This window comes from Streptomyces sp. NBC_01217 (assembly GCF_035994185.1).
GTDB lineage: Bacteria > Actinomycetota > Actinomycetes > Streptomycetales > Streptomycetaceae > Streptomyces.
This window is the reverse complement of record NZ_CP108538.1, coordinates 2,185,052-2,202,923: the sequence shown is the minus strand read 5'-3', so window position 1 is coordinate 2,202,923 and position 17,872 is coordinate 2,185,052. Positions and strand designations below refer to the sequence as shown.

Here is a 17,872-nt window from a genome sequence, read left to right as displayed (position 1 = left end):
GCTGTGTCACTCCGATGAGCGAGGCTCTTTTCTTGTGCGCCGCCACCCCACTCCCATGAGCGAGGTCCGCCACCGATGCGCGACCGGGCCACTCCTATGAGCACGGGCGCCTGCTAGTGAGCCACTTCAACACGACCCCACCCCCGCGAAGGGGGGCCTGTCCCCAACGTCTACAGTGGTCTGGTTCGCGCAAGTCTTTACCGGGCCTTCACGCCCGGAGCTTGCTGGGATTTCTCTGTCAGGGGTGTGCGTGACGGCCGTCGAGTCCCGACCCGCAGGGGTCGCCTTGACTCCCAGCCCAGGGGGCCATCGCCCGTTCGGGGTCCGTGTCAAGGCATTCGTGGCACTGACCAAGCCCCGGATCATCGAGCTGTTGCTGATCACCACTGTTCCGGTGATGTTCCTCGCCGCTCAGGGTGTACCCGATCTGTGGCTCGTTCTCACCACCACCGTCGGCGGATATCTCTCCGCGGGTGGTGCCAATGCGCTGAACATGTACATCGACCGCGACATCGACGCGCTGATGGATCGGACGTCGCAGCGTCCGCTGGTCACGGGAATGGTGAGCCCGCGCGAGTGCCTGGCCTTCGGCATCGCCCTCGCGGTGATCTCGACGGTCTGGTTCGGACTGCTGGTCAACTGGCTGTCGGCGGCGCTGTCGCTCGGTGCGCTGCTCTTCTACGTCGTGGTCTACACGATGCTGCTGAAGCGCCGGACCTCGCAGAACATCGTCTGGGGAGGCATCGCGGGCTGCATGCCGGTCCTCATCGGCTGGTCCGCCGTGACCGACTCGATGTCCTGGGCCGCCGTCATCCTCTTCGCCGTCATCTTCTTCTGGACGCCGCCGCACTACTGGCCGCTGTCGATGAAGGTGAAGGACGACTACGCCCGCGTCGGCGTCCCGATGCTTCCGGTCATCGCCTCCAATCGGGTGGTGGCCCGCCAGATCGTCCTCTACAGCTGGGTGATGGTGGCCGTCTCCCTGCTGCTCACTCCCCTCGGCTACACCGGGTGGTTCTACACCGCGGTGGCGCTGCTGACCGGCGGGTTCTGGCTCTGGGAGGCACACGGCCTGCAGGCCCGGGCGAAGGCCGGGGTGTCCGGGGCCAAGCTCAAGGAGATGCGGCTGTTCCACTGGTCGATCACCTATGTCTCGCTGCTCTTCGTCGCCGTGGCGGTCGACCCCTTCCTGAGGTAGTCCCGCTGCAACGACTCCTGCCGACGGGCGGGGCACGTGGCCCATGCCACGCGCCCCGCCCGTCGCCAGTTCAGCTACCCATCGGTAGCATCCTGACCATGGCAGAGACGGCACAGACCCAGGTGGAGAGCGGCAAGCAGGCGGCCCGCGCTGAGCGCAGGGCGGCGAAGCTCGCCAAGCAGATCGGCGCCTTCTCCAAGGCGCACGGCGGCGCGGAGGGACAGCTCGCCTACATCGGGCAGATGGGCGCCCGCATCGTTCTCGTGGGTGAGGACGGCGGCTGGGGCGATCTGGTCGCCCCGTCGTACGCGGTCGCCGAGAGCGCCACGCGGAAGGCCGGGATCACTATGCACGAGTCCTTCGACGGGGAATTCGCCGCGAAGGTCCGCACCGGTCCGTACGAATGGACCCGGATGGCCGGTATCCAGATCGGCGGCCCGTCCAACAAGAACTGAGCCCGGGCGGCGGGTGGAACGGACCGAGGCCGGCCGGACAGCTGTCCGGCCGGCCTCGATGCTGTCGTGCCGCCCCCCGGCCCCGTACCGGCTCACCCGCCGGTGCGGTGGCACTCCAGATCACCGAGCCGGACCGAGTCCGCCAGTGCCTGCATCCCCTTGTCGTTCGGGTGCAGATGATCACCCCCGTCGAACGTCGGCAGGATCCGCTCCGGGTCGTACGGACTGCGCAGCACCTTGTCGAAGTCGGCCACCGCGTCCGCCGCACCACTGGTCCGGATCCAGTCGTTGACCTCGGTGCGTACCGCCTCGCCCGCCGGATCCCACTCCGACCAGCCCTTGAACGGCAGGACCGTGGCGGCGACCACGCACTTGCCCGCCGCGTGCGCCCGGTCGATGATCCCCCGATAGCCCTCCGTCAGCGAGGCCGCCGTGACACCGCTGTGCGCCTTGATGTCGTTGACGCCCTCGAACAGGAAGACGGTCTCCACCCCGGGCAGCGACAGCACATCGCGGTCCAGACGCGTGAGCGCGCTCGGCCCGCCGCCGTCCGCCAGGACCTGGTTCCCGGATATCCCCGCGTTGGCCACGCCCTGGACCGTGGAGCCGGGCTCCTGGCGCAGCCGGCGTGCCAGGAAGTCGGGCCAGCGCAGGTTCTTGTCGGTGGTGGACTGCCAGCCGTCCGTGATGGAGTCCCCCAGCGTGACCACGGCGCCGGTGCCGGGGCCGGTGTCCACGCCGACCGCGTCGAGGTAGAACCACGACCCGGTCTGTTCCGTGTACGCGCCGTCCCGTTCCTCGGCCGCGTGGTCCCCGGTGGTCGCGTACGACGTCTGGAGGGCCATCCCGTGCCCGGTGGCGGCACCGCCCGACGTCCGTACGTACAGACTGACCGCCAGATCGCTGCCGGCCTCGGTCCTTCCGGGCAGCGGATCGCTGTAGCGGATCTCACCCGGCGCCAGGGTCACGGACGCCGCCCCGGCGAAGCGCAGCTTCCTGTTGGAGCCCGCGACCAGCCGGGCACCGCTCCTGCGCAGCCCGGCGTATGCGCTGCCGATGACCAGTGGCCGGTCGCCGAACGCGTTGGACACCCGGATGCGCACTCCGCTGCCGCCCACGCTCGTGCGGACGACCAGACGGTAACTGCGGTCGGACGGGGCCTCGCCCAGCCGGTGCGCACTGGCCGCCCAGCTGACCACCGACCGGTCGGGCACGGGAGCGGCCGCGGCGGCGGAGGAGGCGTGGGCGGGGGCGAGTGCTGTGGCGGCGAGGGCCACGACCGCGATCAGGGCGCGGTGCGCCGCGCGGCTCATCGGAAGTTCCGCAGCGTGACGGATTCCCCGGAGCGGAGGTCGACATCGTGCGAGATGCCGCCCGCCGTCACCTTGGTCCTGCGCCCGCCGGCACTGTGGACGGTGGCCTCGCGGACCCTGCCGTCGCGCCAGCTCAGGTCGACGACGAAACCGCCGCGCGCCCCGATACCGGTGACCGAGCCGGAGCGCGCCCAGGCGGAGGGCAGCGCGGGGAGCAGTTCGATGTGTCCGGGGCGCGAGTAGAGCAGCATCTCGATCATGGCGGCGGGAGTGCCGAAGTTGGACTCGATCTGGAAGATCCCGCGGCCCTTCCCGGTCTCGTAGATGTCGAACAGATTCATCGCGCTGCCGTTGCTGCCGTCGACGGACGGCCGCAGATTGGTGACCACCAGCTGATACGCGTTCTCCGCGTGCTTCAGTCGTGCCCAGCACAGGGACCGCCAGGCGTTCGCCCAGCCGAAGTTCTCCATCCCCCGTGCGGTGAGGAGTTCGGTCGCGCCCTTCACCAGCGCCGCGGGCGAGGCGTCGGGGCGGATTCGGTCACCGGGGAACAGGCCCACCAGCGGCGAGAGATGGCGGTGGGTGGTCTCGCCGAGGTTGTCGGGGGACATCCATTCCTGGAGCCAGCCGGTCCTCGGGCTGACCTCGGGCATGTACAGCCGATCCTGGAGCCCGGCGATCGCCTTGCTGTACGCGGCGTTCCTGCCGAGCAGTGCACTGGCCTCGCGGTAGTGCGCGAAGAGGTCCCGTACCACCTCCTGCGCGTAGGTGATGCCCTTCGCGTCCTGCGGGCCGTGCTCCGGCGACCAGTCCTTGTCGGCTACGAGGACCTCACGTTCCCTGCCGGTCTCCGCGTCGGTGACCGTCATGGTCAGCAGCCGGGTCTCCCAGAACTCGCAGGCGCCCTGGAGGAGCGGGTAGATCTTCGCGAGATGCTGCCGGTCCTGGGTGTACTCGTAGTGCTCCCACAGGGTGTTGCACAGCCAGGCGTTGCCCGGCGGGTGCCACCACCAGCCCAGGCCGCCGTAGATGTTCGTGGAGTACGCCACGGTCCAGCCGGCGATCTTGCCCGAGGAGTTGCGGAACCGGTTGCGCGGATCGTTGAACAGGCTCTGGGTGAGTTCCGTCCAGACCGGGAGCTGGGAGAGGCAGTAGTCGGTGAACGCGTCGAAGTTGCGGGAGAGCGCGGTGCGGTCGGCCATCCAGTAGTTCATCTGGATGTTGATGTCGGTGTGGTAATCGCCCATCCAGTCCGGGTCGTTGCCGTCCAGCCACGGGCCCTGGAGGGCGACAGGAAGGCTGCCCCGGGAGCTGCTGATCATCAGATAGCGGCCGAACTGGAGATAGAGCGCCTCGAACTCCGGGTCGGGCTCGTCCTGTTGGGTGCGCGCCTTCAGCCGTTCCCAGGTGTCGAGCGCCCGCTGCTCGGCCGTGGAAGGGCCCAGCGAGATCTGCATGCCGTCGAACTGGTCGCGGTAGTCGGCCACATGGGTGTGCAGCAGTGTGGTGGGTGAATGGCGTACGGCGTCGCGCACCTTGGTCCTGGCGAGCGCGGCCGGGTCGAGGTCCGGGTCCCGGTAGCCGGCCCGCGGGTCGGGGGCGTAGTTCGTACCACCGCTGATCACGACCGTCAGATCCGCGCACCGGGTGAAGACGATCTTCGAGTCCTGGACGGTGACCGATCCGCTCGTGCTGCGCGCGGTGACCGCGGCGCCGTAACGGAGCCCGTTGGCGAACTCGGCGCCGAAGGAAAGGCTGTCGTGCGCGCCGTCCGCCGAAGTCGTCTCCTCGTGCGTGCCGTCGAGCGAGACGGTGCCGGTGTAGTGACCGCCGCCGCGCTGTGAGAACTGCACGACGATCACGTCGTCCGGCTGACTCGCGAAGACGCGGCGCTCGAAGGACACACCCGAGCGGATGTAGCTGGAGGTGACCAGGCCCTGGGCGAGATCGAGCTCGCGGCGGTAGCTGTTGACCGTGCCGAGGTCGTGCTCCGGGATGTCGACCGTCACATGCGCCAGCTGGGTGAGGCTGCCGAAATCGGCCCGCCCGTACGGGAATTGCCCGTCCTGCTCCAGTACGTCGTTGATCCCGCCGGTCCACGTGGTGGCGTCGGAGACGAAGAGCAGTTCGTGCGAGGGGTCGCTGCCGACGAGCGCGCCGAGCCGGCCGTTGCCGACCGGCAGCGCCCGCTCCAGCATCGTCTTCTCGCCGGCCGGTGCGCGGTACCACATCCGTGTGGTCGAGCCCTGGCCCTCGGCGAGCATCGGGGAGGTGGTGGGGCGCTTCGGCGGGGCGGAGGCGGCGAAGGCGGGAAGGCCGCCGAGGGCGGTGAGCGATCCGACGGCGGCGGCGAGCGAGAGCACGCGACGGCGGCTGGTGCTGGTGCTGGACTGCGCAGGGGTGTGCGGATGCTGGTCGTTCACGGGACTACTCCATTCCTGCGGACACGGTGGAGGGCGTGGTACGGCATCGGGGAGCCCGGGCAGGAGCGCGGGCAGGGCACGGCACGGGGGCGCGCCGATCAGGACGCGCCCCCGGCTGCGGTCGTGCGACGGGGCTACAGGAGCGGAACGTCGATCCTGTCGATGTCGGGCGAGTAGCCCGTACCACTGTCGAAGGTGACGGTGTTGCTGCCCGCCTTCAGCGTGACCGGCACGCTGATCGTGTCGGCCGCACCCCAGCCACCGGTGGACGGGAAGGCCGTCGCGACGGGTGCCTTGCCGTTCGCCGAGACGCCGATCGACCGCGGATCCCCCGACGTGTAGGCGACGTTGATCAGGTAGCGGCCGGCCCGCTTGACGACGACGTCCGTGAACTGGAGCGTGGCGCCCAGGTACAGGTTGCCGACCTTCTTCGTGCCCGAGCACTCGGCGCAGTCGGCGACGGACGCGGAACCGGTCAGGACGTTGTCCGGGGACTCCGCCTCGTACGCCGTCGTCTTCAGCGCGGGGCCCTGCGGGGTGACGGTGAACAGACGCGAGCCGTGGGCCGGCAGGGCCTGGGTGATGCCGTCCTTGTACCGGCCGAGGTTCTCGCTGTTCCACACGTCGCGTACGGACGCCTGGCCCGTGAAGCCGAGGGCCGACCAGTCGGCGGTCACCGGCGAGGGGGAGTCCCCCTGGTTGAACAGGGCGACGGTGTAGCTGCCGTCGGGGTTCAGGGACGCCCAGACCTGCTCGTCGCCGACCGGGGTGACGGGCTTGGCGGGCCTCCCCGGCTGCTGGTTGATCTTCAGTACGTCGCGGTTGGTCATCAGCGACAGGCCGTAGTCGTCGATCCGGGTGAGGTCGTCCCCGCTGAACAGCGGCGACTTGGCGATCGCCCACAGCGTCATGTAGCTCTGCCGCTCGGCCTTGGTCAGGCCGCTCATCGCGGCACTGCCGACATTGATCGAGTCGAGGTCGTTCCAGCCGCCGGGGCCGGCGTACCGCGTCCACCCGGGAGTGTCACGCCACCGGTCCTCGACGGAGTTCTCCCACGACACCAGCGTGTTGCAGTAGCACTCGACATCCGTGTCCACGCGCCATCCGTTGGACGTGGCCTTCCAGTCCTTGGCGTAGTTGATGTCGAGCGACCAGGAGATCTCCAGGTGGATGGGCCGTCCGGTGCTCCTGATGGCCTTCTGCCAGGCCGCGACGTCCGCGCGGTTGTCGTAGTTGTCGCCGCTCTTGAAGGATCCGGGACCCACGCCGTCGAGCTTGAGGAAGTCGTAGCCCCAGTCGGCGATGAGCTGCGCCTGTGAGTCGATGTACTTCTGGGCGCACGGCTTCGAGAAGTCGATCTTGTACGAGCTGTCCCAGCCGTTGGTCGTCCGCAGGTCGCTGTAGACGATGTCGCCGGTGGTGCAGTCGTCGGTGTTCCAGATCGGCAGCTTGCCCTCGCCGTAGCCCTCCTTCTCCAGGCCGACGGGCAGATAGATGCCGGCCTTGAGCCCCTTGCCATGAATGCGGTCGGCGACCGCCTTCATCCCGCTCGGGAAGCGCTCCTTGTCGGCCTGCTGGCGTCCGTACCCGTCGAACTCCGGCGTCCAGTCCCAGCCGCGCCACCAGCCGGCGTCGATGTTGATGTACTCGTAGCCGTACTTCTTGAGCTTGGAGGCCAGGGCGTCGGTCTGCTTGTTGACGTTGGCTTCGGTGAGATAGCTGTAGTTGCCGTCGGGATTGACTCCCGGGTACGAGGTGGTCTGGAGGCTCCAGCTGCTCCAGCCCATGTACGGCTTCTGGGCCAGGCCGTCCTCACCGGGGCCGGCTGCGTCGGCCACGGTCGTGGTGACGGCGGGGGCCCCGGACGGGGCGGCCTGCGCTGTCGGTACGGCGATGGCCAGGCCGGCTGTGACGGCGAGCACCAGCGCGGAGCGCAGGGATCTTGCGGCGGGGCGGGTGGGTGACCGCATGGGAGATGACCTCTTTGCTTTCTCGGCGAAAGGGAAGGGGATTCGGCGATGGTGCGGTGTTCCGGGTGCGGGCCGGGCCGTTCGCTACTTGCCCGAGCCGATGGTCAGACCGCTGATGAACTGGCGCTGGAGCGCGAAGTACACGAGCAGCGTGGGGATCGCGGTCATCAGTGCGCCGGCCGCGATGAGATTGGGATTGGTGAAGTACTGGCCCTGGAGATTGGCGAGCGCGGAGGTGATCGGGCGCTTGTCGCCGGTCTCGATCAGGGCGAGCGACCAGAAGAAGTCGTTGTAGATCCAGATCGATTCGAGAGTGGCGAGCGCCGCGAACGCGGGACGGCACAGCGGCAGCGCGATCTGGAAGAACTGGCGCCACACGGGGGCGCCGTCGACCAGCGCCGCCTCCGTGATCTCCTTCGGGATCGTCCGCATGTAATTGCTGAGGACGAAGGTGCAGAAGCCGCACTGGTAGGCGATGTGGATGACGATGATGCCCCACACCGAGTTGTAGAGCAGGAACGAGTCGCTCATCCAGCCGGGCAGTGGGATCAGCAGATAGAGCCGGTACAGCGGAGTGATCAGCACCTGGGCGGGGAGCAGGTTGCCCGCGGTGAAGAGCATCAGCAGGACGACGTTGAAGCGGAAGTCGAACCGGGAGACGAAGAAGGCCACCGCGGCGGAGAAGAGCAGCGTGCCGAGCACCGCCGGAACGGTGATCAGGACGGAGTTCCAGAAGAAGTGCGGCATCCCCGACTGGTTCCAGGCGTCGCCGAAGTTCTCGAAGCCGAGGCTGTGCGGCAGGGAGAGATAGCCGTGTCTGCTGGTGTCCGAGTAGGGCCGCAGCGAGGTGTACACCGCCCACAGCAGCGGGACGAGCCACAGGAAGGCGATCGAGCCGAGCAGGACATGCCGTCCGGTCTGCCGCCTCGGGCGCGCAGGGCCCGCGTCCGGGAGCGGTGCGCGGCGGGTGCGCGGGCCGGCGGCCGGTGGTGTGACGGTCGCGGTCACTGGTCCTCCTTGCGGAAGGTCTGGGCAAGGAAGGTCCCGATGGCGACCAGCGAGACGAGGAGCAGGACGACCGCGAGCGCGGAGCCGTAACCGATGTGGCTGGACTCGCCGATGATGTTGTCGGTGATCAGGAGCGACAGCAGCTCCATGCCGGGCTTGCTGCCGACGCCGCCGCCGAGCACATAGACGATGTCGAAGGCCCGCAGCGACTCCATGACGGTGACGACCAGGATGATGATGTTGACCGGCTTGAGTGCCGGGAAGACCACCTTCAGGAAGGTCTGGCGCCCGTTGGCGCCGTCCAGTGAGGCGGCTTCCTTGAGCGCGGGGTCGAAGCCCTTCAGACCGGCCAGGTAGAGGATCATGATGTAGCCGGTGTGCCGCCAGGCCGAGGCGATGAGCACGGCCCACAGATTGAGGTCCGGATCGCCCAGCCAGTCGATGTGATGGCCGGGTGCCACCCCGTTCAGGACACCGTTGAGCAGTCCGTTGTCGGGGTTGTAGATGATCTCCCAGATGAAGCCGACCACGGCCAGCGAGAGCACCATGGGCAGGAAGACCGCGGTCTGGTAGAAGCGGGTGAACCTGATCTTCCGGTCGAGGTGGTACGCGAGGAAGATGCCGAACGGGGTGGGCAGCAGCGCCGTGAACAGCAGCCAGACGACGTTGTGCTGCACCGCGGGCCAGAAGGGCGGGTAATTGGTGAAGATCTCCCGGTAGTTGTCCAGGCCGACCCACTGGATGTCACCGGGTTCGATGCCGTCCCAGGTGGTGAAGGACAGCCCGATGGAGGCCAGGGCCGGCAGCCAGACGAACACCAGCAGCGCGAGCAGCGGAACGCCGACGATGACGGTGAGGAAGAGACGGTCGCCGCGGCCGAGCCGCAGCGGCCGGGGGCGGGACCGCGCCGGGCGAACCGGCGCGGGAGCCCGGGGAGGGCCGGCGTCGGGCGCCGGGCGTACGGAGGACATGGCGAACCTTCCCGGTCCTGATCAGGCCGTGAAGAAGCGCGAGCGCTGGGACTCGATCTTCTTCAGCAGGGCCGAGCCGTCGTCGGGGTGGCCCAGCCACTGCGCCAGACCGGGCAGGACGACGGTGGAGATGAAGCCCGGGTCGCTGTCGCGGTCGCCGAACTGGGTGATGTGCTTCGCCGAGGCGATGAGCTCCGCGGACTTCTTCTGCAGCGGGTTGTACCCGCTGGTGTCCGCCTTCGAGTGGACGGCCACATTGCTCGGGTCGACCCCCATGTAGAGGTTCTCCGCCTGGGCGCTGCCCAGGAATTCGAGCAGCTTGGCCGCGCCCTCGGGGTTCTTGGGCCTGCGGCTGAGCATGAATCCGTCGGTGGGCGCCTCGACCGTGTCCTGGCCGAACGACGGGTCGATCTCCGGGAAGGCGAAGAAGTCGATGTCCGCACGCAGCTTCTCGTCGGTGATCTGCTGTCCCAGGAACAGCCCGATGACCGCCATGCCGGACTTCTTGTCGAGCAGCGACTGCGCGGCGTCCTGCCAGGAACGGCCGCCCGCGCCCTGCTGGTAGTACGGGCTGAGCTCGCGCCAGAGGTCCAGGGTGCGCGAGGCTCTGCGGTCGGTCCAGGAGACCTCGCCGCGCATCAGCGACATGTGGAACTCGTAGCCGTTGGCCCGCAGGTTGAGGTAGTCGAAGGCGCCGAGGATCGACCAGCTGTCGCCCCCGCCGTATCCGGAGGCGATCGGCGAGAGGCCGTCCTTCCTCATCTGCTTGGCCAGCGCGGTGAATTCGCCCCAGGTGCGGGGCGGTGCGTACCCGCGCTCCTTGAACACGCTCTTGCGGTAGAAGACGGCCCACGGGTAGTTGTACAGGGGGACGAAGTAGTACTTGCCGTCCTCGCCCCTGGAGAGCTGCTTCGCGGCGTCGCTGAAGCCGGAGCCTATGGAGTCCCAGACGTCGTCGATCGGGTGGGCGAGCTTCTTCTTGGCGAAGTACTGCATGCGGTAACCGGCGAACCAGGTGAAGACATCGTCCGGTGTGCCCTGGAGGTAGCTGGAGATGCTCTTCTGGAACGTGTCATGGTCGACGGTGTTCGTCTTCACCTTCAGACCGCTGTCCTTGGTGAACGCGCCGGTCAGCTCCGCGTAGGCGGACTTGGGGGTGGCGTCCGCCCCGTTGGATCCGAAGGTCACCGTCTTCGGGTCGGACGAAGGGCCGCCGCCGCAGGCCGTCAACAGGGGTGCGGCCAGTGCCGCCGCACCGATTCCGAGCGTGCCGCGCACCACTGAACGGCGGCTGTGACCGGTGACGGGCGTGATGCGGCTCTGCATCGTCATTACTGCTCCTCATACGTGTTCTGTACCGATGAAGGACTGGATCGCGGTGGCCGCGGCCCCGCGCGCCCATACCTCGAAGGGGAGCGGGCGGGTCATCACGTCGCACTGGGCGGCGGTGCCGAAGGCGGCCGCGGCGAAGGTGTCGCGGATCTGCTCGGCGAACAGGTCGTACGCCGCCAGGCCCTCGCCCGAGATGATCACCCGCTGGGGTCCCAGGACATTGACGACGGCCCCGATGGCGCGGCCGATCGCCTCCCCGGCCCTGGCGTACACCTCACGGGCCCCGGGGTCGCCCCGGTGCGCGAGCCGCAGCGCCTCGGCGGAGTCGGTGACCGGCAGCCCGGTCACCTCCGCCACCCGGCGGATGATCGCGGCGTCACCCGCGATGGCTTCCACGCACCCGGTGTTGCCGCAGTGGCACGGCGGTCCCTGCGGGTCGATGGACAGATGCCCGATCTCGCCGGCCACCCCGTGCGCACCGGAGACCACCCTGCCGTGCACCACGAGCCCGCAGCCGATGCCCGCGCCGACGGTCACCAGCGCGAAGTCCGGCACCCCCACGCCGGCCCCGAACCACTGCTCGGCCACCGTCAGTGCCCGGACGTCGTTGTCGACCGTGACCGGCAGGCCCGTCACGGCCTGTGCCAGCTCGGCGAGCGGAACATCGCGCCAGTCCAGGAACGGTGAGTAGCGGACCACTCCGGCCGCGCGGTCCACATCTCCGGACACCGCGAGACCCATGCCGCTCACCCGCACCCCGAACCCGTCGGCCTCCAGGAGGAGTTCCTGCACGAGCGCGCCGGTCGAGGCGAGCACGGAGGCGGGATCACGGGTGGTGATCCGGACATGCCGGGCGACCCGGATGCGGCAGCACAGGTCGGTGAGCACCGCGATGATCTCGTCCCCGGTGACCTTGACCCCGATGAACAGTGCGCGGCCGCCGTCCACCCGTACGAGGTTGGCGGGCCGTCCGAGCGACGGCGGCGCCTCCTCGTCCACTCCCTCGACGAGATAGCCCGCCGCCATCAGCGGCCGTACGGCCTTGGTGACCGCGGCCGGTGACAGACCGGTCCGACGACCGATCTCGGCCCGGGTGAGCGGGCCGTGGGAGAGCGTGGTGGTGAAGACGAGGGAAGCGGCCGGAGTCGGGACCGGGACTGCCTCCGTACCGGGGGACGAGCGCATGGCCGAAACGTAGAGGGTGTTCTTTTCTGCTGTCAATAAAAGAAACAGGCTCTTTCGAAATCTCAACTCTCCACGGCGGAAGCATGCAAATCTCATACAGGGACGGGGGATTGACAGCTGATCAAAGGAAGAGTTGGCTGCCCACTGCCTTCGTGGCGCAACCTGAACGTGAGGATCAATGCCTGTGATCGCCTTCGCCCCCGACGCCGGGGTCTGGCTGCTCTCCACCCCGCGCACCTCGTACGCGCTGCGGATCGACGCGACGGGAGCGCCCTGCCACCTGGGGTGGGGACCCGCGCTGACCCTGGAGGAGGCCGGGGAACTCGTGACTCCGCCAGGGCCGCCGGCCAGCAGCTTCGAGGGACGGCCGTCCGTCGGCGAGGAACTGCCCGTCGACGGCGGACCGCGCTACGGACCTCCCTCGCTGCAGGTGCGCTTCGCCGACGGCACCCGTGCCTTCGAATGGCAGGCCACCGGCCACCGGGTGCACGAGCCGGCACCGGGCTCGACCGAACTGGTCCTGGAGTTCCGCGACCGGGTGCACCCCCTGCGGGTGGCACTCCACTACCGGGTCCACGACGACAGCGACGTCATCGAGCGCTGGACCGTGCTGCGCAACGACGGCGTGGCCCCCGTCGCTCTCCAGCGCGCCGACTCCGCCGCCTGGGCCCTGCCGCTCCGGGACGGCTACCGGCTGAGCCATGTCACCGGCCAGTGGTCGGCCGAGACCCGGCTGCGCCGCGACCCGCTGCCGTTCGGCGAGACGGTCCTCACCAGCAGACGGGGCATCACCAGCCACCACGCGAACCCCTGGGTGATGCTCGACGCGGGCGACGCGAGCGAGAACCACGGCCAGGTGTGGAGCGCGGCCCTGGCCTGGAGCGGCAGCTGGCGCATCACCGTGCAGCGCACCCCCGACGGCCGGGCGGGCTTCACTGGAGGTGCCGGTCACGAGGGCCCGGCCCTCCCGCTCGGACCCGGCGAGGAACACACCACCCCGGTGCACGCCGGCCTCTACAGCGAGGGCGGCTTCGGTGCGGCGAGCCGGGCCTGGCACGCGTACACCCTCGCCCATGTACTGCCGCACCCCCGGGAGATCCGGCCGGTCCTCTACAACTCCTGGGAGGCGACCGGCTTCGACGTGGACGAAGCGGGCCAGCGGGCGCTGGCCGCCCGGGCGGCGGCGCTCGGCGTGGAGCTCTACGTCATGGACGACGGATGGTTCGGGGCGCGCCGCAGCGCGGAGGCCGGACTCGGTGACTGGTCACCGGCCCCGGACCGCTTCCCCGGAGGGCTGACGCCTCTGGTCGAGGAGGTGCACCGGCTCGGCATGCGCTTCGGCCTGTGGGTGGAGCCGGAGATGGTCAGCCCGGACAGCGATCTCTACCGCACGCACCCGGACTGGGTGCTCCACTTCCCCCACCGCACCCGTACCGAGCTGCGCAGCCAGCTGGTGCTCAACCTCGCCCGCCGCGACGTCGCCGACTGGGCGTACGGCTGGCTGACCCGGCTCGTCGGCGACCACGGCATCGACTTCCTGAAGTGGGACATGAACCGCGCCTTCAGCGAAGCCGGCTGGCCGGACCGGGCGGAGGGGGCCGACGCGGTGTGGACGGCGTACGTCCAGCACCTCTACGGGATCATCGACCGGCTCCGCGCGGAGCACCCCGGGCTCCGGATCGAGACGTGCAGCGGCGGGGGCGGCCGGGTGGACCTGGGCATGCTCGCGCGCACCGACCAGGCCTGGCCCTCGGACAACACCGACGCCGCCGACCGCATCGACATCCAGCACGGATACGGCCAGCTCTATCCGGCGCGGACCATGGCCGCCTGGGTGACCGATGTGCCGAACCAGTTCACCGGCCGCTCGGTGCCGCTGCGCTTCCGCTTCCATGTGGCGATGGCCGGGGTACTGGGCATCGGCGGCGACCTGTCGCGGTGGTCCGAGGACGAACTCGCCGAGGGCGCCGCCCTGTTGGCCGAGTACAAGCGGATCCGCCACCTCGTCCAGCACGGCGGACTCCACCGGCTGCGCGCACCCGACGACGAGGGCGCGGCGGCCGTGCAGTACACCGCGGCCGACCGCGGCGAGGCCCTGCTGCTCGTTTGGCGGCGGACCTCCCGGCCGGGCGACCCCGCCCCGCTGCTGCGCCCGGCCGGACTGGATCCCGCCGCCCGCTACCGCGACGCCCGCACCGGCGCGGTCCACTCCGCAACTGTGCTGCGGGAGTACGGGATCCGGCCCGAACTGCCCCGTGGGGACTGGGCGAGCGCAGCGGTGCATCTGGTCCGGATGCCCTGAGGGAGACCAAGTTTCACTTAATTAGTAATAAATATTGACGGGAGTCGGGTGAGGCGCCACAGTCCTGTCCGTGGCGCCGCCCCCTGATCTCCGGAGGCCGGGCGCCGGACATCCCCAACTCCTGGGAGAACCAGTTGATTTCGCAAGGTGCAAGGATGGCGCCTGCCCGGCGCGCCGCGGCCGCTCTGGGCGCGGCCGTACTGCTCGCCGTGTCGGCACCGGCCGCACACGCCGACCAGCGGACCGTCCAGGGCGCACCGCCGTACTACGACAGCGGCCTCGCGCCGACCCCGTACATGGGGTGGAACACCTACTACGGTCTGGGCGCCCCGACCGAGGTCCAGGTCAAGGGAGTTGCCGACTACCTGGTCAGCAGCGGCCTCAAGAGCAGCGGTTACGACATCGTCTGGCTGGACGGTGGATGGCAGGCCGACGACCCGCGGGACGGGCAGGGCCGGCTGGTCGCGCACCCGGACCGCTTCCCCTCCGGCATCCCCGCCCTGGTGGACTATCTGCACCAGCGCGGACTGCGCGCCGGCATCTACACCGACGCCGGGACCTACGACGGCGGAAAGACGTGCGGCCTCGGCAGCCGCGGCCACTACCGGGAGGACGCCGAGCAGTTCGCCGGCTGGAAGGTCGACGCGATCAAGGTCGACTTCCTCTGCGGGATCACCGAGAAGGCCGATCCGGGGCCCGCGTTCAAGGAGTTCAGCGATGCCGTCGCCAAGTCCGGCCGGCGCATGCTGCTCAATCTCTGCAACCCGCTGACCGACGACTGGGGCCTGCCGCACACACCGGCGCAGGACGCCCACAACGCCTATGTGTACGGTCCGAGGACCGCTGACTCCTGGCGTACCGGCACCGACATCGCCTGGGGCACCCCGACCCCCGGTCAGTGGCCCAACATCCTGCGCAACATGGACGCCAATGCCTGGCACCCGGAGGCGCAGGGGCCGGGCCGCTACAACGACCCCGACTACCTGATCCCGATGCGCAAGCTGGCTGACGGCTCGTACGAGCTGACCGCCGAGGAGTCCACCACCCAGCTGGTGATGTGGGCCGAGATGGGCTCCCCGCTGGTCATCGGCTCGGACCCGCGCACCCTGCCCCGGCAGATGATCGACACCCTGCGCAACCCGGAGATCATCGCGGTCGACCAGGACCCCCTGGCGATCCAGGGCGTGCGCGTCGCGACCGACGCCACCGGTGATGTCTACAGCAAGGTGCTGAAGGGCTCCGGCAAGCGGGCGGTGGTGCTCCTCAACCGCTCCGACCGGGCGGCCGAGCGCACCGTGAGCTTCGCCGACGCCGGACTGGGCGGCCCGGTCGGGGTGCGGGACCTGCGGGCCAGGAAGGGCCGCGGCACGTACACCGGTTCGTACACCGTGGAGGTGCCCGCGCACGGCACCGCCTTCCTCGCGCTGAGCGGCCGGGACGAGGCCCCGGGCACCTCGCTGGGCACCAGGTCCGAGGCGACCCCCGCACTGGTGCGGGACGGCGACCGGCTGAGTGTGTTCACCCGGGGTGCGGACGGTTCGCTGCGGCAGCGCAGCGGACGCGACGGGCGCTGGAGCGCGGGGGACACCGGTCTCGGCGGGCCGACGCACGGCAGGATCGTCGGGGCGCCCGCGGCGTACTCGGCCGGGCCCGGCCGGATCGACGTCTTCGCCCGGGGCACCGATGACGCGGCCTACCGGATCTCCTACGCCGACGGCCGCTGGGGCCGGTGGCAGAAGCTCGGCGGAACGCTCGCCGACGCACCGTCCGCCGCGTACGACAGCTCGGGTCACTGGACCCTCTTCGCCCGGGGCACGGACGGGCTGATCCACACCCGCGGGGCGGCGACCGGCTGGACCGCGTTCCAGGGCCCGGAGGGGTCGGCGCTGTACGGGCGGCCCTCGGCCGTCACCGACGCGGCCGGGCGTACGCATCTGGCCGTTCGCACCGACGACGACTCGGTGCGCACCCGGGTGCAGGAGGCGTCCGGCACATGGTCGGACTGGACCTCGCTGGGCGGCACCGTGAGCGGCAGTCCCACGCTCGTCGCCACCGGGGACCAGGTGCGGCTCTATGCCCGCGCCGGTGACTACACCCTGTGGCAGCGCACCTATGCCACCGCCACCGGCTGGGGCGGCTGGTCCCGGCAGAACGCCTTCGTCAGCGGGGCCTTCGACGGGGAACTGGCGGCCGTGGCAGGGCCCGACGGCGGAGTGCTGACGGCCTTCCGCGGTGTCGCCGGGCTCGTCCGCCAGGGCGCGATCTGAGCGGGGACGAGGCCTGACGCAGGCCCGGTCCGAGCAAGAAAAAATAAATTAGTAATTAATCTTGACGGTGGCCCACCGCCCCGTCAGTCTGTATCAGCCGAACGAGGGCCCGGCCGTCAGGGGGCCGGGCCCCGTTCCGTGGGCGCACAGGGAGACCCATGAACACCACAGCACAGAGTCGCCGCACCTTCCTCGCCGGTGCCGCGGCCGTCGGCGCCACCGCGTTGACCAGCGGCTGCGTGGCCTCGTCGTCGAGCGGCGGAAAGGGGAGCTCGGGCGGAGCGGTCACCCTGCAGTCCAACCTCTCCTCACCGCAGGCCAAGTCGGCGATGCAGGAGGTCATCGATGCCTTCAACAAGCGGGGCGGAGCACGCGGCTCGCTCAACACCGTCGCCTCGGAGACCTTCCGTACACAGCTGCCGACCTACCTCACCTCGGCCAACCCGCCGGACCTCTACACCTGGTACCCGGGATCCGTGGCGGAGTCGTACGCCAAGAAGAACCTGCTGCTCGACGTCAGCGACATCTGGGAGAAGCCCGAGCTGGCCGGCTACTCGGACGCGCTGAAGAAGCTGTGCACCGACTCCGCGGGCAAGAAGGTCTTCGTCCCGACCACCTACTACTGGTGGGGCGTCTTCTACCGCAAGTCCAACTTCGCCAAGTGGGGCGTCAAGGAGCCCAGCACCTGGGACGAGTTCCTCGACCTGTGCGACAAGCTCAAGAGCAAGGGCGTCGCCCCGATCGGCCTCGGCGCCGGCGGCAACACCCCCTGGGTGGCCTCCTCCTGGTTCGACTACCTCAACATCCGCATCAACGGGGCCGCATACCACCGCGACCTGCTGGCCGGAAAGCACCGCTTCGACGACCCCGAGGTCCGCAAGGTCTTCGACCGGTGGAGCGAGGCGCTGCCCTACTTCGACCCCAACGGGACCGCGCTGCCCTTCCAGGACGCGACCACCGCACTGCTCCAGGGCCGCACCGGAATGATGCTCATCGGCACCTTCTTCGCCGACGCCGCCCCCAAGGACCAGCTCGGCGACATCGACTTCTTCCGGTTCCCCGTCATCGACCCGAAGGTACCGCTCGCCGAAGAGGCCCCGACCGACGGCTACTTCGCCAGCGCCCGGACCGGCCGCAAGGACGAGACCAAGGAACTGCTGCGCTACCTCGCCACCGCCGAGGCCCAGGAAATCTACCTCAAGGGCTCCTCCGGCACCTCGCTGCCCACCCACCCGGACGCGAAGGACAGCGGAACCCCGCTGGTCATCAAGGGCCGCAAGCTGATCGAGAGCGCCGCGGACGTCACCCAGTTCTTCAACCGCGACTCCAGCGACGCCCTCGCCCCCACCGCCGACACCGCACTCACCCGCTTCCTGGCCAAGCCCAAGGAGATCGGTTCGATCCTCACCACCTGGCAGCGGGACGCGCAGAAGATCTGGAGCCAGTGA

Annotated in this window: 12 protein-coding genes; 5 read left to right on the top strand and 7 right to left on the bottom strand. The window is 69.5% G+C overall.

Translation table 11 applies throughout. The features are described 5' to 3' along the window. Positions 1-244: 244 nt before the first annotated feature. Positions 245-1,198, top strand: coding sequence for a heme o synthase (locus tag OG507_RS09560; RefSeq protein ID WP_327366727.1), 954 nt, complete (start codon positions 245-247; stop codon positions 1,196-1,198). A gap of 98 nt (positions 1,199-1,296) precedes the next feature. Beyond that, the gene (locus tag OG507_RS09555; protein ID WP_327366726.1) at positions 1,297-1,653 is read left to right on the top strand and encodes a hypothetical protein; all 357 of its coding nucleotides are present in this window, start codon (positions 1,297-1,299) and stop codon (positions 1,651-1,653) included. 92 nt (positions 1,654-1,745) lie between these two features. On the opposite strand, the gene OG507_RS09550 is transcribed toward OG507_RS09555, so the two are convergent. The 7 genes from OG507_RS09550 to OG507_RS09520 form a co-directional block, all read right to left on the bottom strand. After that, on the bottom strand, positions 1,746-2,966 hold the full coding sequence (locus OG507_RS09550; protein ID WP_327366725.1) for an SGNH/GDSL hydrolase family protein: 1,221 nt from the start codon (positions 2,964-2,966) through the stop codon (positions 1,746-1,748). Beyond that, a complete protein-coding gene (locus OG507_RS09545) occupies positions 2,963-5,389 on the bottom strand; it encodes a glycosyl hydrolase family 95 catalytic domain-containing protein (protein ID WP_327366724.1) in 2,427 nt (808 codons plus the stop codon). Before OG507_RS09545 ends, OG507_RS09550 begins: the two co-directional genes overlap by 4 nt. Positions 5,390-5,523: 134 nt before the next feature. Further along, positions 5,524-7,359 carry an alpha-galactosidase D gene (locus OG507_RS09540; protein ID WP_327366723.1) on the bottom strand — a complete coding sequence of 612 codons (1,836 nt, stop codon included), beginning with the start codon at positions 7,357-7,359 and terminating at the stop codon, positions 5,524-5,526. Positions 7,360-7,443: 84 nt separating this feature from the next. Next, on the bottom strand, positions 7,444-8,367 hold the full coding sequence (locus tag OG507_RS09535) for a carbohydrate ABC transporter permease (RefSeq protein WP_327366722.1): 924 nt from the start codon (positions 8,365-8,367) through the stop codon (positions 7,444-7,446). Continuing rightward, the gene (locus OG507_RS09530; protein WP_327366721.1) at positions 8,364-9,338 is read right to left on the bottom strand and encodes a carbohydrate ABC transporter permease; all 975 of its coding nucleotides are present in this window, start codon (positions 9,336-9,338) and stop codon (positions 8,364-8,366) included. Before OG507_RS09530 ends, OG507_RS09535 begins: the two co-directional genes overlap by 4 nt. Positions 9,339-9,359: 21 nt before the next feature. Then, positions 9,360-10,670, bottom strand: coding sequence for an ABC transporter substrate-binding protein (locus OG507_RS09525; RefSeq protein ID WP_327366720.1), 1,311 nt, complete (start codon positions 10,668-10,670; stop codon positions 9,360-9,362). 9 nt (positions 10,671-10,679) lie between these two features. Further along, entirely contained in the window at positions 10,680-11,855 is a 1,176-nt protein-coding gene (locus tag OG507_RS09520) for an ROK family transcriptional regulator (protein WP_327366719.1), read from the bottom strand. Between the two features lie 178 nt (positions 11,856-12,033). Between OG507_RS09520 and OG507_RS09515 the strand changes: the two genes are divergently transcribed. The 3 genes from OG507_RS09515 (at position 12,034) to OG507_RS09505 (ending at position 17,872) form a co-directional block, all read left to right on the top strand. Further along, complete coding sequence (locus tag OG507_RS09515) at positions 12,034-14,157, top strand: alpha-galactosidase (protein ID WP_327366718.1); 2,124 nt, start codon at positions 12,034-12,036, stop codon at positions 14,155-14,157. A gap of 155 nt (positions 14,158-14,312) precedes the next feature. Next, positions 14,313-16,424 carry a glycoside hydrolase family 27 protein gene (locus OG507_RS09510; protein WP_327366717.1) on the top strand — a complete coding sequence of 704 codons (2,112 nt, stop codon included), beginning with the start codon at positions 14,313-14,315 and terminating at the stop codon, positions 16,422-16,424. A gap of 158 nt (positions 16,425-16,582) precedes the next feature. Beyond that, a complete protein-coding gene (locus OG507_RS09505; protein ID WP_327366716.1) occupies positions 16,583-17,872 on the top strand; it encodes an ABC transporter substrate-binding protein in 1,290 nt (429 codons plus the stop codon).

Coding starts and splice junctions, on each gene's coding strand:
- OG507_RS09555 (WP_327366726.1), top strand. CDS start 1,297: ATGGCAGAGACGGCACAGACCCAGGTGGAGAGCGGCAAGCAGGCGGCC.
- OG507_RS09510 (WP_327366717.1), top strand. CDS start 14,313: ATGGCGCCTGCCCGGCGCGCCGCGGCCGCTCTGGGCGCGGCCGTACTG.
- OG507_RS09530 (WP_327366721.1), bottom strand. CDS start 9,338: ATGTCCTCCGTACGCCCGGCGCCCGACGCCGGCCCTCCCCGGGCTCCC.
- OG507_RS09550 (WP_327366725.1), bottom strand. CDS start 2,966: ATGAGCCGCGCGGCGCACCGCGCCCTGATCGCGGTCGTGGCCCTCGCC.
- OG507_RS09505 (WP_327366716.1), top strand. CDS start 16,583: ATGAACACCACAGCACAGAGTCGCCGCACCTTCCTCGCCGGTGCCGCG.
- OG507_RS09520 (WP_327366719.1), bottom strand. CDS start 11,855: ATGCGCTCGTCCCCCGGTACGGAGGCAGTCCCGGTCCCGACTCCGGCC.
- OG507_RS09525 (WP_327366720.1), bottom strand. CDS start 10,670: ATGACGATGCAGAGCCGCATCACGCCCGTCACCGGTCACAGCCGCCGT.
- OG507_RS09540 (WP_327366723.1), bottom strand. CDS start 7,359: ATGCGGTCACCCACCCGCCCCGCCGCAAGATCCCTGCGCTCCGCGCTG.
- OG507_RS09515 (WP_327366718.1), top strand. CDS start 12,034: ATGCCTGTGATCGCCTTCGCCCCCGACGCCGGGGTCTGGCTGCTCTCC.